The sequence below is a fragment of the Mesorhizobium sp. INR15 genome (assembly GCF_015500075.1).
Classification (GTDB): Bacteria; Pseudomonadota; Alphaproteobacteria; order Rhizobiales; family Rhizobiaceae; genus Mesorhizobium.
The window spans coordinates 4,215,713-4,236,678 of sequence record NZ_CP045496.1 but is presented as its reverse complement, the minus strand read 5'-3'; the positions used below and the strand labels follow the sequence as shown (position 1 = coordinate 4,236,678).

Genomic DNA, 20,966 nt, shown 5'->3' with positions numbered 1-20,966 from the left:
GCGCCCGCATAGGACAGTCTTACTTCTGCCAGCTCTTCACCAGTTCGTCGTAGTTGATGGTGATCGGCTTGTCCTTCTCCTGCTCTAGCTTCAGCTGAGGCGCGAGATTGCCGCCCTTGACCGCATCTGCGTTCCAGTAGGCCAGGTCATGCTCTTCGGCCATCTTCGGACCAATGTCGCCCTGGACACCCGATTTCTCGATGCGGGCCATGACCTTCTCCTGATCGGCGCAGAGAGAATCCATGGCTTCCTGTGGCGTCTTGGCACCCGAGGAAGCATCGCCGATGTTCTGCCACCACAGCTGTGCCAGCTTTGGATAGTCCGGCACGTTGGTACCGGTAGGCGTCCACTGCACACGGGCCGGCGAGCGATAGAACTCGATCAGACCGCCAAGCTTCGGCGCACGTTCAGTGAAGCTCTTGTCATGGATGGTGGAGTCGCGAATGAAGGTCAGGCCAACCTGGCTCTTCTTCACGTCGACGGTCTTCGAGGTGACGAACTGCGCATAAAGCCAGGCGGCCTTGGCGCGGTCGGTCGGCGTCGACTTCATCAGCGTCCAGGAGCCGACGTCTTGATAGCCGAGCTTCATGCCGTCCTTCCAGTAGGAGCCGTGCGGAGACGGCGCCATGCGCCATTTCGGCGTACCGTCGTCATTCATCACCGGCAGGCCGGGCTTGACCATGTCGGCGGTGAACGCGGTGTACCAGAAGATCTGCTGGGCAACATTGCCTTGCGACGGCACGGGACCGGACTCGGAGAAGGTCATGCCCTGGGCTTCCGGCGGTGCATAGGCCTTCAGCCAATCCAGATACTTCTGGATGGCATAGACCGACGCTGGGCCGTTGGTGTCGCCGCCACGAGCCGTACACGAACCGACGGGGCGCGAATTCGCATCGACCTTGATGCCCCATTCGTCGACCGGCAAGCCGTTCGGCAGGCCCTTGTCGCCGTTGCCGGCCATCGACAACCAGGCATCGGTGAACCGCCAGCCAAGCGACGGGTCCTTCTTGCCGTAGTCCATGTGGCCATAGACTTTCTTGCCATTGACGTCACGGCCGGTGAAGAACTCGGCGATGTCCTCATAGGCTGACCAGTTGACCGGCACGCCGAGATCGTAGCCATACTTGGCCTTGAAGTCGGCCTTGTTCTTCTCGTCGTTGAACCAGTCGTAGCGGAACCAGTAGAGGTTCGCGAACTGCTGGTCAGGCAGCTGGTAGAGCTTCTTGTCCGGCGCGGTGGTGAATTTCGTGCCGATGAAGTCGTCGACGTCGAGCATCGGATCGGTGACGTCCTTGCCTTCGCCCGCCATCCAGTCGGTCAGGTTGCGCACCTGCTGGTAGCGCCAGTGCGTGCCGATCAGATCCGAATCGTTGACCCAGCCGTCATAGATGTTCTGGCCGGTCTGCATCTGGGTCTGAATCTTTTCGACGACGTCGCCTTCCTGGATAACGTCATGCGTGACCTTGATGCCGGTGATGGCGGTAAAAGCCGGTGCCAGCACCTCTGATTCATACTTGTGGGTCGTCAAGGTTTCCGAGACGACCTTGATGTCCATGCCGGCGAAGGGCTTGGCTGCGTCGATAAACCACTGCATCTGCTTTTCTTGGTCGGCGCGGGAAAGCGTCGACACGCCGCCTATCTCCTTGTCCAGAAAGGCTTTTGCCTCATCCATCCCGGCATAGGCATTGCCTACGCCGAGTAGCAGGACAAGGGCCGTTGTTGATGTTAAAAATTGCCGTCGCATGTGTTTCCTCCACTGTTTAAGGTTTCAAGTGCGATCTGGAGCGGTCGCTGGCACGCGGCCGCTCCAACAGTTTCCCCCTCTATACGTAGCGGAACACGCCAATCGCGTAGACCACGGAGAGAGCGAGAGCCCACCAGAGGCTCGGTCCGACAAGACCCAGCCAAGCGAGATGGATAAAGGCGCTGCCAAGCAGCGATAGGAACAGACGGTCGCCGCGCGTCGTCTCGAAGCGCAGGATGCCGACACGCGGATTGCCGCCCGGCGAGGCGTATTCCCACGCCGCCATGCCGCCAAGCAGCAGCGCGATAACGACGAAGAAGATCGCCGTCGGTGGCGTCCATGCCATCCAGGAGAGGTTGAAATTCACCATCACACCCTCCCCAGGGCGAAGCCCTTGGCGATGTAGTTGCGCACGAACCAGATGACGAGCGCGCCGGGGATCAGCGTCAGCACGCCGGCCGCCGCGAGCAGTCCCCAATCCATGCCTGACGCGGACACCGTGCGGGTCATGGTCGCTGCGATCGGCTTGGCGTCGGTCGTGGTCAAGGTGCGGGCGATGAGCAGTTCCACCCACGAGAACATGAAGCAGAAGAAGCAGGCCACCCCAATGCCGCTGGCGATCAGCGGCATGAAGATTTTCAGGAAGAAGCGCGGGAACGAATAACCGTCGATATAGGCGGTCTCGTCGATCTCCTTAGGTACGCCCGACATGAAGCCCTCGAGGATCCACACTGCCAGCGGCACGTTGAACAGGCAGTGGGCAAGCGCCACCGCGATGTGGGTATCGATCAGGCCGAAGGCTGAGTAAAGCTGGAAGAATGGCAGCGCGAACACCGCCGGCGGCGCCATGCGGTTGGTCAGCAGCCAGAAGAACAGATGCTTGTCGCCAAGGAAGCGGTAGCGCGAGAAAGCGTAGGCTGCCGGCAGCGCCACGGACACCGAAATCACCATGTTGATGACCACATAGGTGATCGAATTGATGTAGCCGGAATACCAGACCTTCTCGGTGAAGATGGTGACGTAGTTGGCGATCGTCGGCGCATGCGGATAGAGCGTCAGCGAGTTGACGATCTCGGCATTGGTCTTGAAGCTCATGTTGATGAGCCAGTAAATCGGCAGCAGCAGAACGAAGATGTAGAGCGTCGGCACGATCCACCACCAGCGCGATTCCTCGCCGCGCCGGCGCATCCGCCGATCAAGGTCGCTCTGCGACAGTGCGCTGGCGAGGCCTGCCGAGGCGGTCGTCCCGTTCATCGCATCCCGCCCGGTCGTTCTTTCATTGGCGTCGGCCATCTCAACGCTCCGCGTCGTAGTTGGTCATCACGGTGTAGAACACCCACGACAACAACAGGATGATGAGGAAGTAGACCAGCGACATGGCAGCCGCCGGGCCAAGGTCGAACTGGCCAAGCGCTGTCTTGACCAGGTCGATCGACAGGAACGTCGTCGAATTACCCGGTCCGCCGCCGGTGACGACGAAAGGCTCGGTGTAGATCATGAATGAGTCCATGAAGCGCAGCAGCACGGCGATCAAAAGCACGCGCTGCATCTTCGGCAGCTGGATGTAGCGGAACACCGCCCAGCGCGAAGCGCCGTCGATCTTGGCCGCCTGGTAGAAGGCATCGGGGATCGACACCAGACCGGCATAGCAGAGCAGCACGACGAGGCTGGTCCAGTGCCAGACGTCCATGATGATGATGGTCACCCAGGCGTCGAATGGATCCTGCACGTAATTGTAGTCGATGCCGATGGCGTTGAGATAATAGCCCATCAGACCGATGTCGTTGCGCCCGAATACTTGCCAGATGGTGCCGACCACGTTCCACGGAATGAGCAACGGCAGTGACATCAGAACCAGGCAGACCGGCACGCCCCAGCCTTTTTTCGGCATGTTGAGCGCGATGAAGATGCCGAGCGGCACCTCGATGGCCAGGATGATGAAGGAGAAGGCGAGGTTACGCACCATCGCTTGCCAGAAGCGGCTGGACGAGAGCAACTCCTCGAACCATTCGGTACCAGCCCAGGTGAAGACGTTGTTGCCGAACGTGTCCTGAACCGAATAGTTCACGACCGTCATCAGCGGGATGACGGCGGTGAAGGCCACCAGCACCAGCACCGGCAGGACAAGGAACCAGGCCTTGTTGTTCCAGGTCTTTTCCATCTATGCCCCCATCTCGACACGCCAGGAATCGGCATAGATGTTGATGCCCGCGGGGTCGAAGCGCACCTTGGGCTCGGCCGGCACTGTCTCGTCCTCGCCGATGACCGCCGCGATATCGCGGCCTTCCAGTTTCGCGCGCACCACCTTGTGGCGGCCGACATCCTCGACCTTGCTGATCGAAACGGCCATGCCGTCGCGGCCAAGCCGCACATATTCGGGGCGGATGCCAAGCTCGAGGGCGCCGCTGCCGGCCTTCGGTGCGCCCGGCAATTCGATGCGTTGCGACCCGAGCGTCGCCGTCTTGCCGTCGATTGCCACCGGCATGACATTCATGCCGGGTGAACCGATGAAGTAACCAACGAACGTGTGGCGCGGCCGCTCGAACAGCTCCGCCGGCGTGCCGATCTGGACGATGCCGCCGTCATACATGACAACGACCTGGTCGGCGAAGGTCAGCGCCTCTGTCTGGTCATGCGTGACATAGACCATGGTGTAGCCGAAACGTCGGTGAAGCTGCTTCAACTGCGAGCGCAGCACCCATTTCATATGCGGATCGATCACGGTCAGCGGCTCGTCGAACAGGATGGCGTTAACGTCGGAGCGAACCAGCCCGCGGCCAAGCGAGATCTTCTGCTTCTGGTCGGCGGTCAGCCCCCTCGCCTTCTTCCTGGCCCAGTCGGCCAGGTCGATCATCTCCAGGGTCTCGCGCACCTTGCGGTCGACATCGGCTTCCGGCACGCCGCGATTGCGCAGCGGGAAGGCCAGATTGTCGTAGACGGTCATGGTGTCATAGATGACCGGAAACTGGAACACCTGCGCGATGTTGCGTTCCTGCGTCGACAGGTTGGTCACATCCCGCCCGTTGAACAGCAACTGCCCATGCGAGGGATGAAGCAGGCCCGAAATGATGTTGAGCAGCGTGGTCTTGCCGCAGCCGGACGGGCCCAGCAGCGCATAAGCGCCGCCATCCTCGAAAGTGTGGTGCACTTCCCGCAGCGCGAAATCGGCATCCTTCCGCGGGTTCGGCAGATAGGAATGGCGGATGTGATTGACGTCGATGCGTGCCATCTTTCTGCTCCTACGCCGCCAGCTTCGGCGCGGTCACGGCACGGCCGTGCTCGTCGAAAACCATGATGTGGCGGGGGTCGATGAACACTTCGACCTCGTCGTCGGTCTCGAAATCCCTGATGCCATGGGTCAGCATGACCCAGCGTGCATCGGCAAAATCGAGATGGATGAAGCTCTCCGACCCTGTGATCTCGGTGATCGTAACCTTCGCCCGCACCGGCACCGCCGACGCATTGGGCCGCTCGAGCGACAGGTGGTGCGGCTGGAAGCCGATCGTATAATTGCCATCGGCGATCCCGACCAACCCTGCCGGCACCGGTAGCTTGACCCCACCCTCAAGCAGGAAGTCCGGTCCATGCTTGGCCAGCACGATGGTGTTGAGCGGCGGATCGGCAAAGGTCCTTGCCGTCACCAGATCGACCGGCTTGCGGAACACATCGATGGTCGGCCCAAACTGGGTGATCCGCCCTTGCGACAGCGTCGCCGTGTTGCCGCCGAGCAGCAGCGCCTCATGTGGTTCGGTGGTTGCGTAAACGAAGATGGTGCCGGCGGCGGCGAAAATCCTCGGCAGCTCGGCGCGCAGCTCTTCGCGCAGCTTGTAATCGAGATTGGCGAGCGGCTCGTCGAGCAGCACCAGGCTGGCGTTCTTGACGATGGCGCGCGCCAACGCGGTGCGCTGCTGCTGGCCGCCCGACAGGCTGAGCGGCGTGCGGTCGAGATAAGGCGTCAGCTTCAACAGGGCAGCGGCCTCGCGCACCTGGCTGTCGATCTTGCGCTGCTCGGTACCGGCCACCCGCAATGGCGAAGCGATGTTCTCATAGACGGTCATCGCCGGATAGTTGATGAACTGCTGGTAGACCATGGCGATCTTGCGCTTCTGTACCGGCACGCCGGTAACGTCCTGGCCGTCGAACCATACAGAGCCGGATGTCGGCACATCGAGGCCGGCCATCAGCCGCATCAGGCTGGTCTTGCCGGACAGTGTCGGCCCGAGCAGAACGTTGAGCGAGCCGTGCTGGAGCGTCAGTGAGACGTCACGGATATGCTCGGCCGCGCCAACCGTCTTGGTGACGTTCCTCAGTTCCAGCATGATGCCTCCTCCCCGGCCTTGCGCATCAGATCCCGGCCCATCTCATTCGGCAGCCGCGACATGCTGGCGGCTTATGCCGCGCATGAATTCATCGAGCGATGCCGCTTGTTCGCGGGTAAGATGCAGGCCGCGCTTGGTCCTGCGCCACAACACATCCTCGGCAGTGACGGCCCATTCGTTTTCAGCGAGATAGCGCACTTCGGCCTCGAACAGATCGGCGCCGAAATTCCGGCCGAGATCGGCATTCGACTTGGCAAGGCCGAGCAGCGTGCGTGCCCGCGTGCCATAGAGCCTGGTCAACCGCCTGGCGAAACGTGCATCAAGAAACGGATAGGAGGTCTTCAGCTTCGCCACTTCGGCATCAAAGCCGGTGGCGGGGAAATCGCCGCCCGGCAGTGAGGCATTGGCGGTCCACGGCTTGCCACGCTTGCCGAGAAACCCTTCGATCTTTTCCAGCATCGATTCCGACAGGCGGCGATAGGTGGTGATCTTGCCGCCAAAGGCATTGACGAGCGGAGCGGCACCTTCGCCGCCATCGGCCTTCAGCACATAGTCGCGGGTCGCTTCCTGCGCTTTGGAGGCACCGTCATCGTAGAGCGGCCGCACGGCGGAGTAGGTCCAGACAATGTCCGAACGCGTCACCGGCTGCGCAAAATACTCGCTCGCCGCGGCGCAGAGATAGTTGATCTCGGTGTCGCTGATCTTCACATCATGCGGATCGCCCGGATAGTCCTGATCGGTTGTGCCGATCAGCGTGAACTCTTCCTCATAGGGAATGGCGAAGATGATGCGGCCATCCTTGTTCTGGAAAAAGTAGGCGCGCGGATCGTCGAACTTCTTGGCGATGACGATATGGCTGCCCTGCACCAGACGGACATTGTGCACATCGTTGAGGCCAACGACGCCTGATAGCACGTGATCGACCCAGGGGCCGGCAGCGTTCACCAGCAGCCGCGCCTTGACCTCTTCAGTCTCGCCGGTCCGCAGGTTCTCGATCTTGATCGTCCAGATGCCGTTTTCGCGGCGCGCGCCCACCACCTTGGTGCGGGTGCGGATTGTCGCTCCGCGATCAGCGGCGTCACGTGCATTCAGCGCCACGAGACGTGCATCATTGACCCAGCCATCCGAATACTCGAACGCCTTTTTGAACAACGGCTTCAACGGCTTGCCGGCAGGATCCCTGGCCATGTCCAGTGTTCTGGTCGCCGGTAGCAGTTTGCGTCCGCCAATATGGTCGTAGAGGAACAGGCCAAGCCGGATCAGCCATGCCGGGCGCAGGCCCTTGGCATAGGGCAGCACGAAACGCATCGGCCAGATGATATGCGGCGCGTTCTTCCACAGAACCTCGCGCTCCATCAGTGCTTCGCGCACCAGCCGGAATTCGTAGAATTCCAGATAACGCAGCCCGCCATGGATGAGCTTGGTCGAGCCGGAGGAGGTTCCACTGGCCAGATCGTTCATCTCGGCGAGAAAAACCGAAAAGCCGCGCCCAACGGCATCGCGGGCAATGCCGCAGCCATTGATGCCGCCGCCTATGACGAAAATGTCACGGATCGAAGATGCGTCCACAAAGTCCTCCCACGATTTCGCATTGCACCAATCATGGTCTTTTGCGAAACCGTGGCCGAATTATTTCGAAATGAGAACGAATGTCAAACGAAATATCACAAGCCCGTGATTGGGCCTTCGACGCCGCCTAGCCGAGCGATGTCTCGATCAGTTGAACCTCTGCCTCCTGGCAGATTTTGCGTACCGACGGGATGTCGCAACGGTCGGTGATGAACGTGTTGACCTGCGACAGATGGCCTATGCGCACCGGCGCCGTGCGTTCGAATTTGGTCTGGTCCGAAACCAGGATGACATGCCGCGCATTGGCGATGATCGCTTGTGCCACCTTCACTTCTCGAAAATCGAAATCGAGTAGCGCGCCGTCATGGTCAATCGCCGAGGCGCCGATCACCGCGTAGTCGACCTTGAATTGCCTGATGAAATCGACAGCGGCCTCGCCGACCACGCCGCCATCGGAACCGCGCACGACACCACCGGCGATCACCACCTCAATCGAGGGATAGATACGCATCCTATTGGCAACATTGATGTTATTGGTGATGACCATCAGGCCATTATGATCGAGCAAAGCCTTGCTGACCGACTCTGTCGTGGTGCCGATGTTGATGAACAGTGAGGCATTATCGGGGATCAGCCTGGCCGCGGCGCGGCCGATCGCCTCTTTCTCCTCGGCGGCGATCTTGCGGCGCGCTTCATACTCCATGTTCTCGATGCCGGAAGGAAACAGCGCACCGCCATGGACACGGGAAAGCAGCCGCTGATCGCAGAGGTCGTTGAGGTCCTTGCGTATGGTCTGCGGCGTCACATTGAAATGCGTCGCCAGGTCGTCAACCAGCACACGGCCATTGTCCTTTGCCATCTGGATGATTTCGGCGTGGCGCGGCGACAGATACATCAGGCAAGCTCCCGTTTTCGTTTTTCTTGTCTATAACTGAAAACGAAACCGATGAAAAGGCATAAGCCGGCTAATGGAAATCAGCTGATAACAAAGACAAAGCTCGGCGCAACCATTTCAAGGCCCTTTCAGGTCAGGCCTCGCGCAAGTTCGGTGATCGTCTCGAAAGCCGTATCGACATCGCTGGCGGTCGCCTCGAACTGGCCGACCTGGAAGCGGATTGCCACGGCACCGTCCACCTTCGTCTGCGTCAGGTAGATGCGTCCGTCATCGTTGATCGCATTGACCAGACGCAGGTTGTGAGCGTCCGCATCGACGCCGGCCCCCCCCCGATGCCGGAACGAGAACAATGACAGCATCGGCTCGGAGACAAGTTCGAAGTCGGGCTCCTTTGCCAGCCGGATCGCCAGTCCCTCGCTCCATGCGACGTGGTTGCGGATCATCGTGCGCAAGCCTTCCAGTCCGTGAGCACGCAGCAGGAACCACAGTTTCAGCGCGCGAAAGCGCCGGCCAAGCGGAACCGACCATTCGGAATAGTTGATGATGCCGTCATGGCCGTGGGTCTTGAGATAGTCGGGCTTGATGGCGAGCGTGCGAACATGGCTCTCGGGATCGCGCAGGAACTGGATCGAGCAATCGAACTGCGCACCAAGCCATTTGTGCGGATTGAAGACGATGGAATCCGCCCCTTCGATGCCAGTCCAGAAATGCCGGTACTCAGGGCAGATCATTGCCGATCCGGCCCAGGCGGCATCGACATGAAGGTAGAGCCCATGCCGCCGCGCGACATCGGCAACCGCGGCGATGTCGTCGGTGCCGCCGGTGCTTGTGCCGCCGACGCAAGCGATGATGCCGGCTGGCAGCATGCCGGCATCCCGGTCGGCAATGATCGCCGCTTCGAGTGCTGCTGTATCCATGGCGCGAAACCGGCCGGAAACCGGAATGCGGACGAGATTGGCCTCGCCGATGCCCGACACCCAGATCGCCCGATCAATTGACGTGTGCACCTGGTCGGAGGAATAGATGCGCAGCCTCACCTGCCCGGCCAGGCCTTGCTTGTTGCCTTGCCAGTCGAGCGCGCGCTCACGCATGGTCAGCACCGCCGCGAGCGTCGCCGATGACGCGGAATCCTGGATGACGCCGGAAAATCCTTCCGGCAGCCCGAGTGCCTGACGCATCCAATCGACGGTGCGGGTCTCGAGCTCGGTTGCCGCCGGCGAGGTCTGCCACAGCATGCACTGCGCGGCCATTGCCGAGACCAGATATTCAGCCACCACCGAGACTGGGGCTGCGTTGGCCGGGAAATAGGCGAAAAAGCGCGGATGCTGCCAATGCGTCATGCCCGGCAGGATCTTGTTCTCAAAGTCGGCGAAGATCCGTTCCATCGGCTCGGCAGCCTCAGGCGGCGACACTTCGATGCTTTTGAAAACATCTCCTGATGCAACCGGCGGCCTGACTGGTCTATCGCGCAAAGTGCTGCGGTAGTCCGCACCCCAGTCGGCGGCGCGCCGAGACCACTGCCGGAAATCATCATTGTCCATTGCACTCTCCCGAACATGGTCGCGCCTGGCCACCCGCTGCAGCGGGGGTCATCAGCCGAATATTGATTAACATGTGAAATATATTCCGGCAATGCCTGCGGAACACGGCTAGCCGCCTACCCCGGAAAATCTGGCAGACTGGCAAAAGCGGTCTTCAACGCATTCGACCAGCCATCGGAGATCGTGCGGTAATACTGGTCATCCTGGCCGATCCGCTTCTTCAATCCGACCTTGAACGCATCCTTCTCCAGGAAAAGCAGATCGAGCGGCAGGCCGACCGAGAGGTTCGACTTCAGCGTCGAATCGAACGACACCAGCAGCAGCTTCACCGTCTCGGCGAGGCTCATCGCCTTCTCATAGGCGCGGATGATGATCGGCTTGCCGTACTTCGTCTCGCCGATCTGGAAGAAGGGCGTGTCATCGGTCGATTCGATGAAATTGCCTTCCGGGTAGATCATGAACAGGCGCGGCTCGCTGCCCTTGATCTGGCCGCCGAGAATGAATGAGGCATTGAAATAGGAATCCGCCTTCTCGCCGGCCGGCGACGAACTGGCGATGACTTCCTTGACCGTATCCCCGACCAGCCGCACCGTCTGGTACATGGACGGCGTTTCCAGGAGCGTGGCGTGGCGATCCGCGATTGCCTTGGTGCGTTCGTCGAGCAGCGAGACGACAGCCTGCGTCGTCGCCAGGTTGCCGGCTGACATCAAGACGATCACGCGCTCGCCCGGTTGTTCCCAGACATGCATCTTGCGGAAGGTGGAGATCGAATCCATGCCGGCATTGGTGCGCGTGTCCGACATGAACACGAGCCCACGATCGATCTTCAGGCCGACGCAATAGGTCATGGAATCTCTTCTGGCAGCAATAGTGCCAAAGACTACTGCTCTACCGTGACGGTGACCGCAAGCTGTTCTTCCGCCTGTCCCAGCCGAATCCCCGATACCGGCGTGGCATCGCGGTAGTCGCGGCCACTTGCCACCTTCACATAGCGTTCGTCGGGAGAAATGCCGTTGGCGACGTCGAAGGCCACCCAGCCGAGCCCAGGAACATGCGCTTCGGCCCAGGCATGGCTTGCCGCCTGTTCGACCGCCGCGTCCATCATGAGATAGCCGCTGATGTAACGAGCCGGGAAACCCATGGCGCGCGCCGTGGCGGCGAAGATGTGGCTGTGGTCCTGGCAGACGCCGGTTTTGAGCACCAGCGCCTCCTCGGCCGGCGTCGTGGCGTTGGTTGTGCCGGGTGTGTAGGCGACGCGCTCGCCGATCATTGCCATCAGCCGGTGCAGCCGCTCGATGTCAGTGCCTTTGCCGACCGCTGTGGCGAGTTCGCGAATGCCATCGCCGATCGTGGTCAGCGGTGTTTCCTGGACAAACAGCCAGAGCGGCGCAAAGCCCTGGTGCGGACCTGATACGCCCGACGTGTCACGCGTCACCACTTCGCCAGCGGCCTCGACGGTAATGAAGTCTCGCTCCCCCTCGACGCTCAACAGCCGCGTGTCATTGCCAAAATGATCGACGAAGCGCACTTCCTCGCGCGCGCCCTCGATGTTCAGCGCCCAGGACAACACGGTCTGCGTCGGCCCGTTTACCGGCAGCAGCCGCAACCGTTGCAGCAGATACTGCACAGGCGCGTCATAGCGGTATTCCGTCCGATGGGTGATCTTCAGCCGCATGTTTATTATCCGTTTGAAAGCATGATCTTGTCAGAAACCCGGGGCGCAGTTTTCGCTAACGCGGTCCTTCGGTTTAGGATCATGCTCCTGCTCAATTGAACTTGTAGTCCTGCGCGATCTCGTCCCCGAGCTTGGTGTTGTCGAGAATGAAACTGGCCAGGAATTCGTGCAGGCCGGTGTCGAATATATCCTTGATCGAGCCGGCCCTCAGCATGGCCTGTGTCTTCTCCGCCGTCGCGTGGCAGGCATGACGTTCGCCGTAGTCGTCGCCGAGAAATTTCAGGTGTTCCGACAGGAAGCGATAGCAGAAGGTCAGCGAACGCGGCATGCGCACATTGAGGATCAGATAGTCGGCGATGTTGGTCGGCTTGTAGTCGGCCTCGTAGACCCAGCGGTAGGAGCGGTGCGCCGACACCGAGCGCAGGATCGATTCCCATTGGTAATTGTCGAGCGTCGAACCAACCCATGAGATAGACGGCAGCAGCACGTAATATTTCACATCGAGAATGCGCGCCGTGTTGTCCGCCCGCTCCACATAGGTGCCAAGCTGCGAGAAATCGAAGATCTCGTTGCGCAGCATGGTGCCGTAGAACGAGCCACGGATCAGCGCTGTCTCGCGCTTGATTGCGTCGAGGACGCTTGGCAGGTCGCGTTCGTCGATCGGCTTGGCCAGCATGCGTTTCAACGACATCCAGGCTTCGTTGATGCTCTCCCAGGTTTCGCGCGTCAGCGCCGTGCGCACCATGCGGGCGTTGTTGCGGGCCGTCTCGATCGAGGCCATCGTGCTCGACGGGTTCGACACGTCACGCAACAGGAAGTCGGCGACATTGGCGGCGGTGTACTCAGAATATTTCTGGGTGAAGGCAACATCCGACCCGGCACTGAGAAGCACCGAGCTCCACTCCTCCGACGCGCTCTGGGTGCGGGTCAGTGCCATCCGCAAACCGGCATCGACCAGCCGCGCCATGTTCTCGGCCCGCTCGATGTAGCGGTTCATCCAGTAAAGCCCGTTGGCGGTGCGGCCTAAAAGCATCAAAAACCTTTCAGGTGAAAATCAGTCATCCAGCACCCAGGTGTCCTTGGTGCCGCCGCCTTGCGAAGAATTGACGACCAGCGAGCCTTCCTTGAGCGCGACACGGGTGAGCCCGCCGGGCACGATCTGGATGCGGTCGGAGACCAGCACATAGGGCCGCAAGTCGACATGGCGCGGTGCCAGCCCCTTCTCGGTCAGGATCGGGCAGGTCGACAGCGCCAGCGTTGGCTGGGCGATGTAATTCGAGGGTTTTGCGGCCAGCTTCTTGGCGAACTCCTCGCATTCCTTCTTGGTCGCCGCCGGCCCGACCAGCATGCCGTAGCCGCCGGAACCATGCACTTCCTTGATGACCAGCTCGTGGATGTGTTCGAGCACGTATTTCAGACTGTCCGGCTCGGAGCAGCGCCATGTCGGGATGTTGCCAAGGATCGCCTTGCGGCCGGTGTAGAACTCCACGATCTCAGGCATGTAGGAATAGATCGCCTTGTCGTCGGCGATGCCGGTGCCGGGTGCGTTGGCGATGGTGATGTTGCCGGCGCGGTAGACATCCATGATGCCGGGCACGCCAAGCGCTGAATCCGGGCGGAAGGTCAGCGGGTCGAGGAAAGAATCATCGACGCGCCGGTAGAGCACATCGATCTGCTTGTAACCTTCGGTGGTGCGCATCGCGACATGGCCGTCGACGACGCGCAGATCCTGTCCCTCGACCAGTTGCACACCCATCTGGTCGGCAAGGAAGGCGTGCTCGAAATAGGCCGAGTTGAAACTGCCTGGCGTCAGCACGGCGATGGTCGGCGCGCCCTTGGTGCGTTGCGGCCGTACCGCCGCCAGCGATTGGCGCAGGAGCTGCGGGTAGTTTTCGACGGGCCGCACCTTGATCTGCTGAAACAACTCCGGAAAGAGTTGCATCATCGTCTCGCGGTTCTCCAGCATGTAGGAGACGCCCGACGGTGTGCGCGCATTGTCCTCCAGCACATAGAATTCGTTCTCGCTGATGCGGACGATGTCGACGCCGATGATGTGGGTGTAGACGCCGGCTGGCGGCCGCACACCAATCATCTCCGGCAGGAACGCCTCGTTCTTGGCGATCAGCTCCCTAGGAACGCGCCCGGCACGCAAGATCTCCTGGCGATGGTAAATGTCATCGAGGAAGGCATTCAACGCCTGCACACGTTGCTCGATGCCTTGCGTCAGCCGCCGCCATTCATTGCCTGATATGATGCGGGGAACGATGTCGAAGGGGATCAGCCGTTCGGAGGCTTCCTGTTCGCCATAGACGGCGAAGGTGATGCCGGTCTTGCGGAAGACGCGCTCGGCGTCCTGCATTTTCTCGGTAAGCCTGGCCGGATCCTGTTCCTTCAGCCAGCGATCGTAAGCCGAATACGGTTGTCTAAGTCCGGAGACCTCCGGAAGCATTTCATCGAACGCTGCCAATCGCATACTCCCCTGTGACACCATTTCACTGGCGTCGTGGGAGAAAATCAAGCGCAATCGGTGATTTGGGAGATGCGGAGGATCAGTAAATTGCAACTGCCTAAAATTGAGGCAGCTGAAATATGACGTTAGTCAGGCTTTGCCTCGTCCCCGGGCAACCTCTAGAACGCCCGGAAGGTTACCACAGTGAACGTGTCCTTGATGCCCGCAATGACCTGCACCTTCTCGTTGACGAAGTGTCCGACGTCTTCCTCGTCGTCGACATAGAATTTGGCGAGCAGATCGTAATTGCCGGCGGTCGAGTAGATCTCCGAGGCGATTTCGGCATCGGCAAGCGCGCTGGCAACCTCATAGGATTTGCCCAGCTCACATTTGATCTGCACGAAAAATGCCCTCATGGCGTCGTCCTGCCCAAGCTCATCAGCATAAGCGGCCCTTCTGGCAGACTGGAGGCATGCTTTCAAGCATTGGAATCAATGTCAGCCTGCGCGCGCCTTGGCAACAGCGTCCCTCAACTCAGCCAATGGCATGCCGCGCTTGTACAGCTTGCCGCCGATCACCAGCGCCGGCGTGCCTCGCAACTTGAAGGCCGTCGCTTGGGCCTCATTGCGCGCAAGCACCGCATCGGCGTCGGAAACTGCGGCAAGGCCGGTTCGAACTGTTGCAACATCAACGCCAACGGAAGCCAGGATGGTATCGGTGCGGCGTTGCGAAAGCCCGCGCTCGTTGGCCATCAATGCGTCCACGGCAGCGCCATAGCTGGACCCCGCCGACAGCGCCATCCGCGCCGCGTCGCGCGATACATCGCCGAAGATCGGCCAATCCTTCATCACCAGCCGCACACCGCCATCTTCGGCGAGAAGCTTCTTCAATTCGACAAAGACCAGCTTGCAGACCGGACATTGATAGTCGACAAACTCGGCGATCGTCACATCACCCTTTGGATTGCCAAGTGCCGGTATCGCCCGATCGAAGGCCACTTCGTTGACAGTCGGCGCGGCATTCGCCCAGGCTGGCAACGGCGCCAGGACAACAAGGCTGGCGGCGGCCTTCAGCAAAAGGCGTCGATCAACAGGCTTCTCGAACATCATTCGTCCCATGTAGTTCCTTACCGAATCCACCCGCCTTCACGATGGGCGCGGTGCCTTAAAGGAGGCTTAAGCTCGCGGCAGGCTGCCCTGAGGCGAATATTCACAATTGCTGAAACCACGATGCACCGCCAAGCGTATGTTATGATGCGTCTTCGGACAGCACTATTTCGAGGGAACATTTTCGAGGGACAACGGAGACAGGCCATGCGCCGCGCTTTTTTCGCATTCGCAGTCGTTCCACTCATCCTCGCGTCGTCGGCCTTCGCCGGTGACGCGGAAATCAAGGCTGGCCAGGCTGTCATCGATGGCCAGCTGAAAGCCCTCATCGCCAATGATGGCGCCACGGCCTATAGTTTCGCCGCGCCCAACGTCAGGCAGATCTTTCCGACGGTGGACGCCTTCATGAACATGGTGACCAACGGCTACCCGCCGGTGCGCAAGCCGCAGACTTACTCATTCGGCAAGGTGCAGGAGACCAGCTCGACCTCGATCGTGCAGCAGGTACTGATCGTAGGGCCGGACGGCAAGGACTACGAGGCCGTCTACACGCTCCAGCTACAGCCAGATGGCCACTACCAGATCACCGGCTGCAGCCTGCGCGCCTCGAACTCGCTCAGCACGTAAGGCCTTACAGGACGGGGATATCGCCCCTCGCCCAACCCTCGGAAATCTCCGCGGCGCGCGCCTCGAACGCGGCGGCTTCGATGGCCGCGCGAATGTCCTGCATCAGCTTTTGATAGTAGGAAAGATTGTTCCAGGTCAAAAGCATGGCGCCCAGCGCCTCTTGCGAGCGCACGAGATGGTGCAGATAGGCGCGTGAATAGTCTCGCGCCGCGGGGCAATCGCTTTCCTCATCCAGCGGGCGCGGATCGTCGGCATGGCGGGCGTTGCGCAAATTCACCTTGCCGCGCCGTGTATAGGCGAGACCATGGCGGCCGGCACGGGTCGGCATCACGCAGTCGAACATGTCGATGCCGCGTGCCACCGATTTCAGGATATCGTCCGGTGTGCCGACGCCCATAAGATAGCGCGGCTTGTTGTCAGGCAATTCCGGACAAGTGATCTCGAGCATCTCGAGCATCACCGCTTGCGGTTCGCCGACAGCCAGCCCGCCAACCGCGTAGCCCTTGAGATCCATCGCTTTCAGGGCTTGCGCCGAACGTACCCGCAGGTCGGCCTTGTCGCCGCCCTGGACAATGCCGAACATCGCCTTGCCAGGTTGATCGCCGAACGCCGTCTTGCAGCGCTCGGCCCAGCGCAGCGACAGTTCCATGGCGCGCTCGATCTCCTTCACCTCCGCCGGCAGCGCCGTGCACTCGTCGAGCTGCATCTGGATATCGGAATCGAGCAAGCCTTGAATCTCGATCGAGCGCTCCGGCGACATCTCGTAGGCGGCGCCGTCGATATGCGAGCGGAAGGTGACGCCCTTTTCCGTCAGCTTCCTCAGCTTCGACAGCGACATCACCTGGAAACCGCCACTGTCCGTCAGGATCGGATGCGGCCAGCGCGCGAATTCGTGCAAGCCGCCGAGCCGCGCCATCCGCTCGGCGCCCGGCCGCAGCATCAGATGGTAGGTATTGCCAAGGATGATATCGGCGCCGACGCCGCGCACCTGATCCATGTACATGGCCTTGACGGTGCCGCCGGTTCCGACCGGCATGAAGGCAGGCGTACGGATTTCGCCACGCGGCATGTCGATCACGCCGCGCCGTGCCTTGCCATCCGTTGCCAGAACCTTGAACGAAAAAGCCTTACCCATTGAATTCCTTGTCATGCACCGGTGCGCCGGGCGCCTGTTCATCGAGGGATTGCCGGTAGCGGATACAGCCGCGCATGAATTTGGGCCAGGGCGGCACGGCGATGGCCGGCTCTGTCTTTTCCGGCAGCAGGTGCCACGGATCCGGATGGTGCCAGCAGAGATCGTGGCCGGATGTATCACGGTGCGCGCGAATGCCGGCCCGCAGCTTTTTTACTTCCGCGACCAGCCGGTCACGGTCAAATGCAAGAAGATCATTGTCCATCGCTCATCTCCGCTCGAAAAAGCAGACTTGCGTCCCCGTAGGAGTAGAATCTGTAGCCGACCTCAATGGCATGCGCATAGGCCGCACGCATTGTGTCGAGGCCGCAAAAGGCCGAGACCAGCATGAACAGCGTCGAACGCGGCAAGTGGAAATTGGTCATCAGCATGTCGGCGGTGCGGAACCGATAGCCTGGCGTGATGAAGATATCCGTCGGGCCCGACCATGCGGCAAGCGTGCCATCCGCGCAGGCGGCGCTCTCCAGCAGGCGCAGCGATGTCGTTCCGACGGCGACGATGCGTCCGCCCCGCGCCTTGGCCGCATTCAAGGCGTCGGCGGCCTCCTGGCTCACCGAACCGATCTCGGCGTGCATCTTGTGCGCGGCGGTGTCGTCGACCTTCACCGGCAGGAACGTGCCGGCGCCGACATGCAACGTGACGAAGCGGCGTTCGACCCCCATGGCGTCGAGCTTGGCAAACAGTTCCGGCGTGAAATGCAGTCCGGCGGTGGGTGCCGCCACCGCTCCCTCTTCCTTGGCATAGATGGTCTGGTAGTCGGCACGGTCACGCTCGTCATCATCGCGCTTCGAGGCGATGTATGGCGGCAGCGGGATGTGGCCAACCGCGTGCAGCGCTTCATCCAGGAACGGTCCTGAGAGGTCAAAGCCCAGCAAGGCCTCGCCGCCCTCGCCCTTCTCGATCACCGTGGCGTCGAGCTGACCGAGAAAACAGGAATTGCCGTCATGGCCGAAATGGATGCGATCGCCAACCGCGATACGCTTGCCCGGGCGCATGAAGGCAAGCCAGCGGTCGGGCGCCATACGCATATGCAGCGTGGCTTCGACCTGCGCCGATGCCTCGCCGCGCCGCCTGATGCCTTTCAGCTGTGCTGGAATAACCTTGGTGTCGTTGAAAACCAGCACATCGCCGGCCCTGAGCAAGGACGGCAGGTCGCCGACCGTCCGGTCCTCCAGCCCCTCGCCCGGCTTGACCACCAGAAGCCTGGCGTTTTCGCGCGGTTCCGCCGGGCGAAGCGCGATGCGCTCCTCCGGCAAATCAAAATCAAAGAGGTCAACACGCATCGGAAATCAAAACAGCCGGACGAGCAGCGCTCCGGCCAGAAGCAGCACCGCGCCGGCAATGCGGCCGACCGAAATCTCGCGCACCGCGACGCCGAGGAAGCCGACGCGGTCGATCAGCATGCCGGCCAGCAGCTGGCCCGCCACCAGGAATGCCATCAGGGCGGCAGCGCCGATGCGCGGCGTCAGGATGGTCGACAACGTGACGTAAAAGCCGCCAAGCATGCCGCCGGCAACGAACAGCCACGGCGCCGGCGCCTTCCAGTCAAGCGTGATGCCTTGCAGCTTCACCACGGCGACGGAAATGATGCCGAGCACGACCGCGCCCGACAGGAACGAAAACGCAGCCGCGGCGACCGGGAGCCCCAGGCCGCGCGCAAGCTGCGAATTGATTGGTGCCTGAATGGCAATGAAGGCGCCGGACAGGATGCCGAGAAGCGACCAGACTACGCCCATCATTGCCGTTCTCGCTTGTTACTTGACGTCGGCCGCGACCTTCAGCGACACGATCTTGTCGGGATCCGGCACCGGCTCGCCGCGCTTGATCTTGTCGACATTGTCCATGCCTTCGATGACCTGGCCCCAGACCGTGTACTGACGGTTGAGGAAGGCGGCATCGTCGAAGCAGATGAAGAACTGCGAGTTGGCCGAGTTCGGGTTCTGCGAACGCGCCATCGAGCAGGTGCCGCGGCCATGGTTGGCGTTGGAGAACTCTGCCTTCAGGTCAGGCTTTTCCGAGCCGCCCATGCCAGCGCGCGACGGCGCGAAGGAAGGCTTGCTGGAATTGCCAAATTTCACATCGCCGGTCTGCGCCATGAAGCCTTCGATGACGCGGTGGAACACCACGCCGTCATAGGCGCCTTCGCGCGCCAGTTCCTTGATGCGAGCGACATGGCCGGGCGCCAGGTCGGGGAACAGTTCGATGACGACCTTGCCCTTGGTCGTTTCCATGATGAGCGCGTTTTCGCGGTCCTTGATTTCAGCCATGTCAGATATCCTTTTGAAAGAAATAGATTACTTGCCGTCGGCGGCGATTCGCACCTTGATCATGCGGTCAGGATCGGAGACCGTCCCGTTCTGCGCCTCGTCGCCCTTCTTGATATGATCCACCAGCTCCATGCCGGTGACGACATTGCCGACGATGGTGTACTGGCCATCGAGCGGCGGTGCCGGTGCGAACATGATGAAGAACTGCGAATTGGCGGAGTTCGGATCCTGCGAGCGGGCCATGCCGACCACTCCGCGCTTGTAGTGCTCGCTCGTCGAGAATTCAGCCGGCAGGTCAGGCAGATCGGAGCCGCCCGTACCGACGGCTTCAGCGTTGAAGCCGCTCTTCATGTTGCCGAACTTCACGTCGCCGGTCTGCGCCATGAAACCGCCGATGACACGGTGGAAGGCAACATTGTCATAGGCGCCCTGGCGCACCAGCTTCTTGATCTGGGCGACATGCTTGGGCGCGAGGTCAGGACGCAGCGCGATGGTGACATCGCCGTCCTTCAGGGTGATGATCATTGTGTTTTGCGGATCGGCGGCGAAGGCCGGAACCGATGCGGTTACCAGACCGGCAAGCACGACAAGGAATGAGGCGAGCTTTTTCAGCTGCATGAGTTTTCTCCGAGTATCTTTGTTTCATGCATGTCGTTACCCCAAAACCGGAATCCACTTTTGGGCGACATGCATTATTTCGCGAATTTGGCGGTGAGCGCGCCGGCAACAGCGGCCGGCACGAAGGGGCGGATGTCGCCTCCCATCGAGGCTATCTGGCGCACAAGTGTGGCGGTAATGGTGCGCACGGATGGGCTGGCGGGCAGAAAAACCGTCTGCAACTCGGGCGCCATGGTCTCGTTCATGCCGGCCATCTGCATCTCGTAGTCGAGATCGGTACCGTCGCGCAGGCCACGGATCATGATCGAGGCGCCCTGCTGCTTGGCGGCGTCGATGACCAGTCCGTCAAAGGCGACGACCTTGATGCGCGCACCGTCGCGGCCGAATTCGGCCTTCGTCGCCGCCTCGATGAGCGCCACCCGCTCCTCGAAGGAAAACAGCGGCTTCTTGCCGGGATGAATGCCAATTGCCGCGTAGACGATGTCGGCCACGGCCAGCGACGCCTTCAGCACATCGAGATGGCCGTTGGTCAGCGGGTCGAAGGAGCCGGCATAGAGGGCGATGCGTTCTGTCATGGCTGGTGCTTCTAGCGAGCCTCTCTCGCAAAGGCAAATCCGATCGGCGCGCCGGCCTGTGAACCTTTTCGCGCACATGAACGACAGATGAATACGCTGATCACGAAGCCTTCACGCAGCGTTCACTAGGTTGCACCTTAATAAGATGAAACCAAAATCCCATTTAACCGTTGTAAGGCGCAGGAGAACACGCACATGCTGATCTACATGCTCGCCACCGCAATGACCGTCGCCATGCTGATCGCCACCGTATTTGGGCTGCATCAGGAAGCGCAACGCGTTCGCGTCAAGGCCAACACCAAACGCTTCGAAGGCTTCGGCCCGCGCAAGCCATTCCGCCATTACTAGTATAATCTGCCATTACTAGAATAATCTGATTGTGTTGCCGC

24 protein-coding genes are annotated in these 20,966 nt (G+C 60.9%); 2 read left to right on the top strand and 22 right to left on the bottom strand.

The genetic code is table 11. The features are described 5' to 3' along the window. Positions 1-19: 19 nt before the first annotated feature. The 15 genes from GA829_RS20565 to GA829_RS20495 form a co-directional block, all read right to left on the bottom strand. A complete protein-coding gene (locus tag GA829_RS20565) occupies positions 20-1,744 on the bottom strand; it encodes an ABC transporter substrate-binding protein (protein WP_195174512.1) in 1,725 nt (574 codons plus the stop codon). A 79-nt stretch (positions 1,745-1,823) separates the two neighbouring features. Continuing rightward, positions 1,824-2,114 carry a DUF2160 domain-containing protein gene (locus GA829_RS20560; RefSeq protein WP_195174511.1) on the bottom strand — a complete coding sequence of 97 codons (291 nt, stop codon included), beginning with the start codon at positions 2,112-2,114 and terminating at the stop codon, positions 1,824-1,826. Then, positions 2,114-3,037, bottom strand: coding sequence for a carbohydrate ABC transporter permease (locus tag GA829_RS20555; protein ID WP_195174510.1), 924 nt, complete (start codon positions 3,035-3,037; stop codon positions 2,114-2,116). Before GA829_RS20555 ends, GA829_RS20560 begins: the two co-directional genes overlap by 1 nt. Before the next feature lies 1 nt (position 3,038). Next, positions 3,039-3,905 carry a carbohydrate ABC transporter permease gene (locus GA829_RS20550; protein ID WP_195174509.1) on the bottom strand — a complete coding sequence of 289 codons (867 nt, stop codon included), beginning with the start codon at positions 3,903-3,905 and terminating at the stop codon, positions 3,039-3,041. After that, on the bottom strand, positions 3,906-4,973 hold the full coding sequence (locus tag GA829_RS20545) for an ABC transporter ATP-binding protein (protein WP_195174508.1): 1,068 nt from the start codon (positions 4,971-4,973) through the stop codon (positions 3,906-3,908). A gap of 10 nt (positions 4,974-4,983) precedes the next feature. Further along, complete coding sequence (locus tag GA829_RS20540; RefSeq protein WP_195174507.1) at positions 4,984-6,063, bottom strand: ABC transporter ATP-binding protein; 1,080 nt, start codon at positions 6,061-6,063, stop codon at positions 4,984-4,986. 42 nt (positions 6,064-6,105) lie between these two features. Continuing rightward, entirely contained in the window at positions 6,106-7,632 is a 1,527-nt protein-coding gene (gene glpD, locus GA829_RS20535; protein WP_195174506.1) for a glycerol-3-phosphate dehydrogenase, read from the bottom strand. 127 nt (positions 7,633-7,759) lie between these two features. After that, positions 7,760-8,527, bottom strand: coding sequence for a DeoR/GlpR family DNA-binding transcription regulator (locus GA829_RS20530; RefSeq protein WP_195174505.1), 768 nt, complete (start codon positions 8,525-8,527; stop codon positions 7,760-7,762). Between the two features lie 128 nt (positions 8,528-8,655). Further along, on the bottom strand, positions 8,656-10,068 hold the full coding sequence (locus tag GA829_RS20525; RefSeq protein WP_195174504.1) for a pyridoxal phosphate-dependent decarboxylase family protein: 1,413 nt from the start codon (positions 10,066-10,068) through the stop codon (positions 8,656-8,658). 116 nt (positions 10,069-10,184) lie between these two features. Further along, positions 10,185-10,916, bottom strand: a complete 732-nt coding sequence (locus GA829_RS20520) for a proteasome-type protease (protein WP_195174503.1) — start codon at positions 10,914-10,916, stop codon at positions 10,185-10,187. 32 nt (positions 10,917-10,948) lie between these two features. After that, positions 10,949-11,743, bottom strand: coding sequence for a transglutaminase family protein (locus GA829_RS20515; RefSeq protein WP_195174502.1), 795 nt, complete (start codon positions 11,741-11,743; stop codon positions 10,949-10,951). A 91-nt stretch (positions 11,744-11,834) separates the two neighbouring features. Then, positions 11,835-12,776, bottom strand: coding sequence for an alpha-E domain-containing protein (locus GA829_RS20510; protein ID WP_195174501.1), 942 nt, complete (start codon positions 12,774-12,776; stop codon positions 11,835-11,837). A gap of 21 nt (positions 12,777-12,797) precedes the next feature. After that, a complete protein-coding gene (locus tag GA829_RS20505) occupies positions 12,798-14,210 on the bottom strand; it encodes a circularly permuted type 2 ATP-grasp protein (RefSeq protein WP_195174500.1) in 1,413 nt (470 codons plus the stop codon). 161 nt (positions 14,211-14,371) lie between these two features. Further along, on the bottom strand, positions 14,372-14,608 hold the full coding sequence (locus GA829_RS20500; protein WP_195174499.1) for an Lrp/AsnC ligand binding domain-containing protein: 237 nt from the start codon (positions 14,606-14,608) through the stop codon (positions 14,372-14,374). 81 nt (positions 14,609-14,689) lie between these two features. After that, the gene (locus GA829_RS20495; RefSeq protein WP_258051797.1) at positions 14,690-15,310 is read right to left on the bottom strand and encodes a thioredoxin domain-containing protein; all 621 of its coding nucleotides are present in this window, start codon (positions 15,308-15,310) and stop codon (positions 14,690-14,692) included. 195 nt (positions 15,311-15,505) lie between these two features. Between GA829_RS20495 and GA829_RS20490 the strand changes: the two genes are divergently transcribed. Continuing rightward, positions 15,506-15,925, top strand: coding sequence for a DUF4864 domain-containing protein (locus tag GA829_RS20490; RefSeq protein WP_195174498.1), 420 nt, complete (start codon positions 15,506-15,508; stop codon positions 15,923-15,925). Positions 15,926-15,929: 4 nt separating this feature from the next. On the opposite strand, the gene tgt is transcribed toward GA829_RS20490, so the two are convergent. The 7 genes from tgt to coaD form a co-directional block, all read right to left on the bottom strand. Beyond that, a complete protein-coding gene (gene tgt, locus GA829_RS20485; protein ID WP_195174497.1) occupies positions 15,930-17,060 on the bottom strand; it encodes a tRNA guanosine(34) transglycosylase Tgt in 1,131 nt (376 codons plus the stop codon). Further along, a complete protein-coding gene (locus tag GA829_RS20480) occupies positions 17,053-17,322 on the bottom strand; it encodes a hypothetical protein (RefSeq protein ID WP_195174496.1) in 270 nt (89 codons plus the stop codon). The genes tgt and GA829_RS20480 overlap by 8 nt, the downstream gene beginning before the upstream one ends. Then, positions 17,312-18,400, bottom strand: a complete 1,089-nt coding sequence (gene queA / locus GA829_RS20475; RefSeq protein ID WP_195174495.1) for a tRNA preQ1(34) S-adenosylmethionine ribosyltransferase-isomerase QueA — start codon at positions 18,398-18,400, stop codon at positions 17,312-17,314. The genes GA829_RS20480 and queA overlap by 11 nt, the downstream gene beginning before the upstream one ends. Before the next feature lie 6 nt (positions 18,401-18,406). Further along, the gene (locus tag GA829_RS20470; protein WP_195174494.1) at positions 18,407-18,856 is read right to left on the bottom strand and encodes a DMT family transporter; all 450 of its coding nucleotides are present in this window, start codon (positions 18,854-18,856) and stop codon (positions 18,407-18,409) included. Between the two features lie 15 nt (positions 18,857-18,871). Next, a complete protein-coding gene (locus GA829_RS20465) occupies positions 18,872-19,384 on the bottom strand; it encodes a peptidylprolyl isomerase (protein ID WP_195174493.1) in 513 nt (170 codons plus the stop codon). A 27-nt stretch (positions 19,385-19,411) separates the two neighbouring features. Next, a complete protein-coding gene (locus GA829_RS20460; RefSeq protein WP_195174492.1) occupies positions 19,412-20,002 on the bottom strand; it encodes a peptidylprolyl isomerase in 591 nt (196 codons plus the stop codon). 74 nt (positions 20,003-20,076) lie between these two features. After that, positions 20,077-20,577, bottom strand: a complete 501-nt coding sequence (gene coaD, locus GA829_RS20455; protein WP_195174491.1) for a pantetheine-phosphate adenylyltransferase — start codon at positions 20,575-20,577, stop codon at positions 20,077-20,079. A gap of 195 nt (positions 20,578-20,772) precedes the next feature. Between coaD and GA829_RS20450 the strand changes: the two genes are divergently transcribed. Continuing rightward, on the top strand, positions 20,773-20,925 hold the full coding sequence (locus tag GA829_RS20450) for a hypothetical protein (protein WP_195174490.1): 153 nt from the start codon (positions 20,773-20,775) through the stop codon (positions 20,923-20,925). Positions 20,926-20,966: the final 41 nt, after the last annotated feature.

Coding starts and splice junctions, on each gene's coding strand:
- GA829_RS20565 (WP_195174512.1), bottom strand. CDS start 1,744: ATGCGACGGCAATTTTTAACATCAACAACGGCCCTTGTCCTGCTACTC.
- tgt (WP_195174497.1), bottom strand. CDS start 17,060: ATGGGTAAGGCTTTTTCGTTCAAGGTTCTGGCAACGGATGGCAAGGCA.
- coaD (WP_195174491.1), bottom strand. CDS start 20,577: ATGACAGAACGCATCGCCCTCTATGCCGGCTCCTTCGACCCGCTGACC.
- GA829_RS20550 (WP_195174509.1), bottom strand. CDS start 3,905: ATGGAAAAGACCTGGAACAACAAGGCCTGGTTCCTTGTCCTGCCGGTG.
- GA829_RS20515 (WP_195174502.1), bottom strand. CDS start 11,743: ATGCGGCTGAAGATCACCCATCGGACGGAATACCGCTATGACGCGCCT.
- queA (WP_195174495.1), bottom strand. CDS start 18,400: ATGCGTGTTGACCTCTTTGATTTTGATTTGCCGGAGGAGCGCATCGCG.
- GA829_RS20500 (WP_195174499.1), bottom strand. CDS start 14,608: ATGAGGGCATTTTTCGTGCAGATCAAATGTGAGCTGGGCAAATCCTAT.
- GA829_RS20560 (WP_195174511.1), bottom strand. CDS start 2,114: ATGGTGAATTTCAACCTCTCCTGGATGGCATGGACGCCACCGACGGCG.
- GA829_RS20450 (WP_195174490.1), top strand. CDS start 20,773: ATGCTGATCTACATGCTCGCCACCGCAATGACCGTCGCCATGCTGATC.
- GA829_RS20525 (WP_195174504.1), bottom strand. CDS start 10,068: ATGGACAATGATGATTTCCGGCAGTGGTCTCGGCGCGCCGCCGACTGG.
- GA829_RS20460 (WP_195174492.1), bottom strand. CDS start 20,002: ATGCAGCTGAAAAAGCTCGCCTCATTCCTTGTCGTGCTTGCCGGTCTG.
- GA829_RS20490 (WP_195174498.1), top strand. CDS start 15,506: ATGCGCCGCGCTTTTTTCGCATTCGCAGTCGTTCCACTCATCCTCGCG.
- GA829_RS20555 (WP_195174510.1), bottom strand. CDS start 3,037: ATGGCCGACGCCAATGAAAGAACGACCGGGCGGGATGCGATGAACGGG.
- GA829_RS20540 (WP_195174507.1), bottom strand. CDS start 6,063: ATGCTGGAACTGAGGAACGTCACCAAGACGGTTGGCGCGGCCGAGCAT.
- GA829_RS20545 (WP_195174508.1), bottom strand. CDS start 4,973: ATGGCACGCATCGACGTCAATCACATCCGCCATTCCTATCTGCCGAAC.
- GA829_RS20520 (WP_195174503.1), bottom strand. CDS start 10,916: ATGACCTATTGCGTCGGCCTGAAGATCGATCGTGGGCTCGTGTTCATG.
- GA829_RS20465 (WP_195174493.1), bottom strand. CDS start 19,384: ATGGCTGAAATCAAGGACCGCGAAAACGCGCTCATCATGGAAACGACC.
- GA829_RS20495 (WP_258051797.1), bottom strand. CDS start 15,310: ATGGGACGAATGATGTTCGAGAAGCCTGTTGATCGACGCCTTTTGCTG.
- GA829_RS20530 (WP_195174505.1), bottom strand. CDS start 8,527: ATGTATCTGTCGCCGCGCCACGCCGAAATCATCCAGATGGCAAAGGAC.
- GA829_RS20470 (WP_195174494.1), bottom strand. CDS start 18,856: ATGATGGGCGTAGTCTGGTCGCTTCTCGGCATCCTGTCCGGCGCCTTC.
- GA829_RS20480 (WP_195174496.1), bottom strand. CDS start 17,322: ATGGACAATGATCTTCTTGCATTTGACCGTGACCGGCTGGTCGCGGAA.
- GA829_RS20510 (WP_195174501.1), bottom strand. CDS start 12,776: ATGCTTTTAGGCCGCACCGCCAACGGGCTTTACTGGATGAACCGCTAC.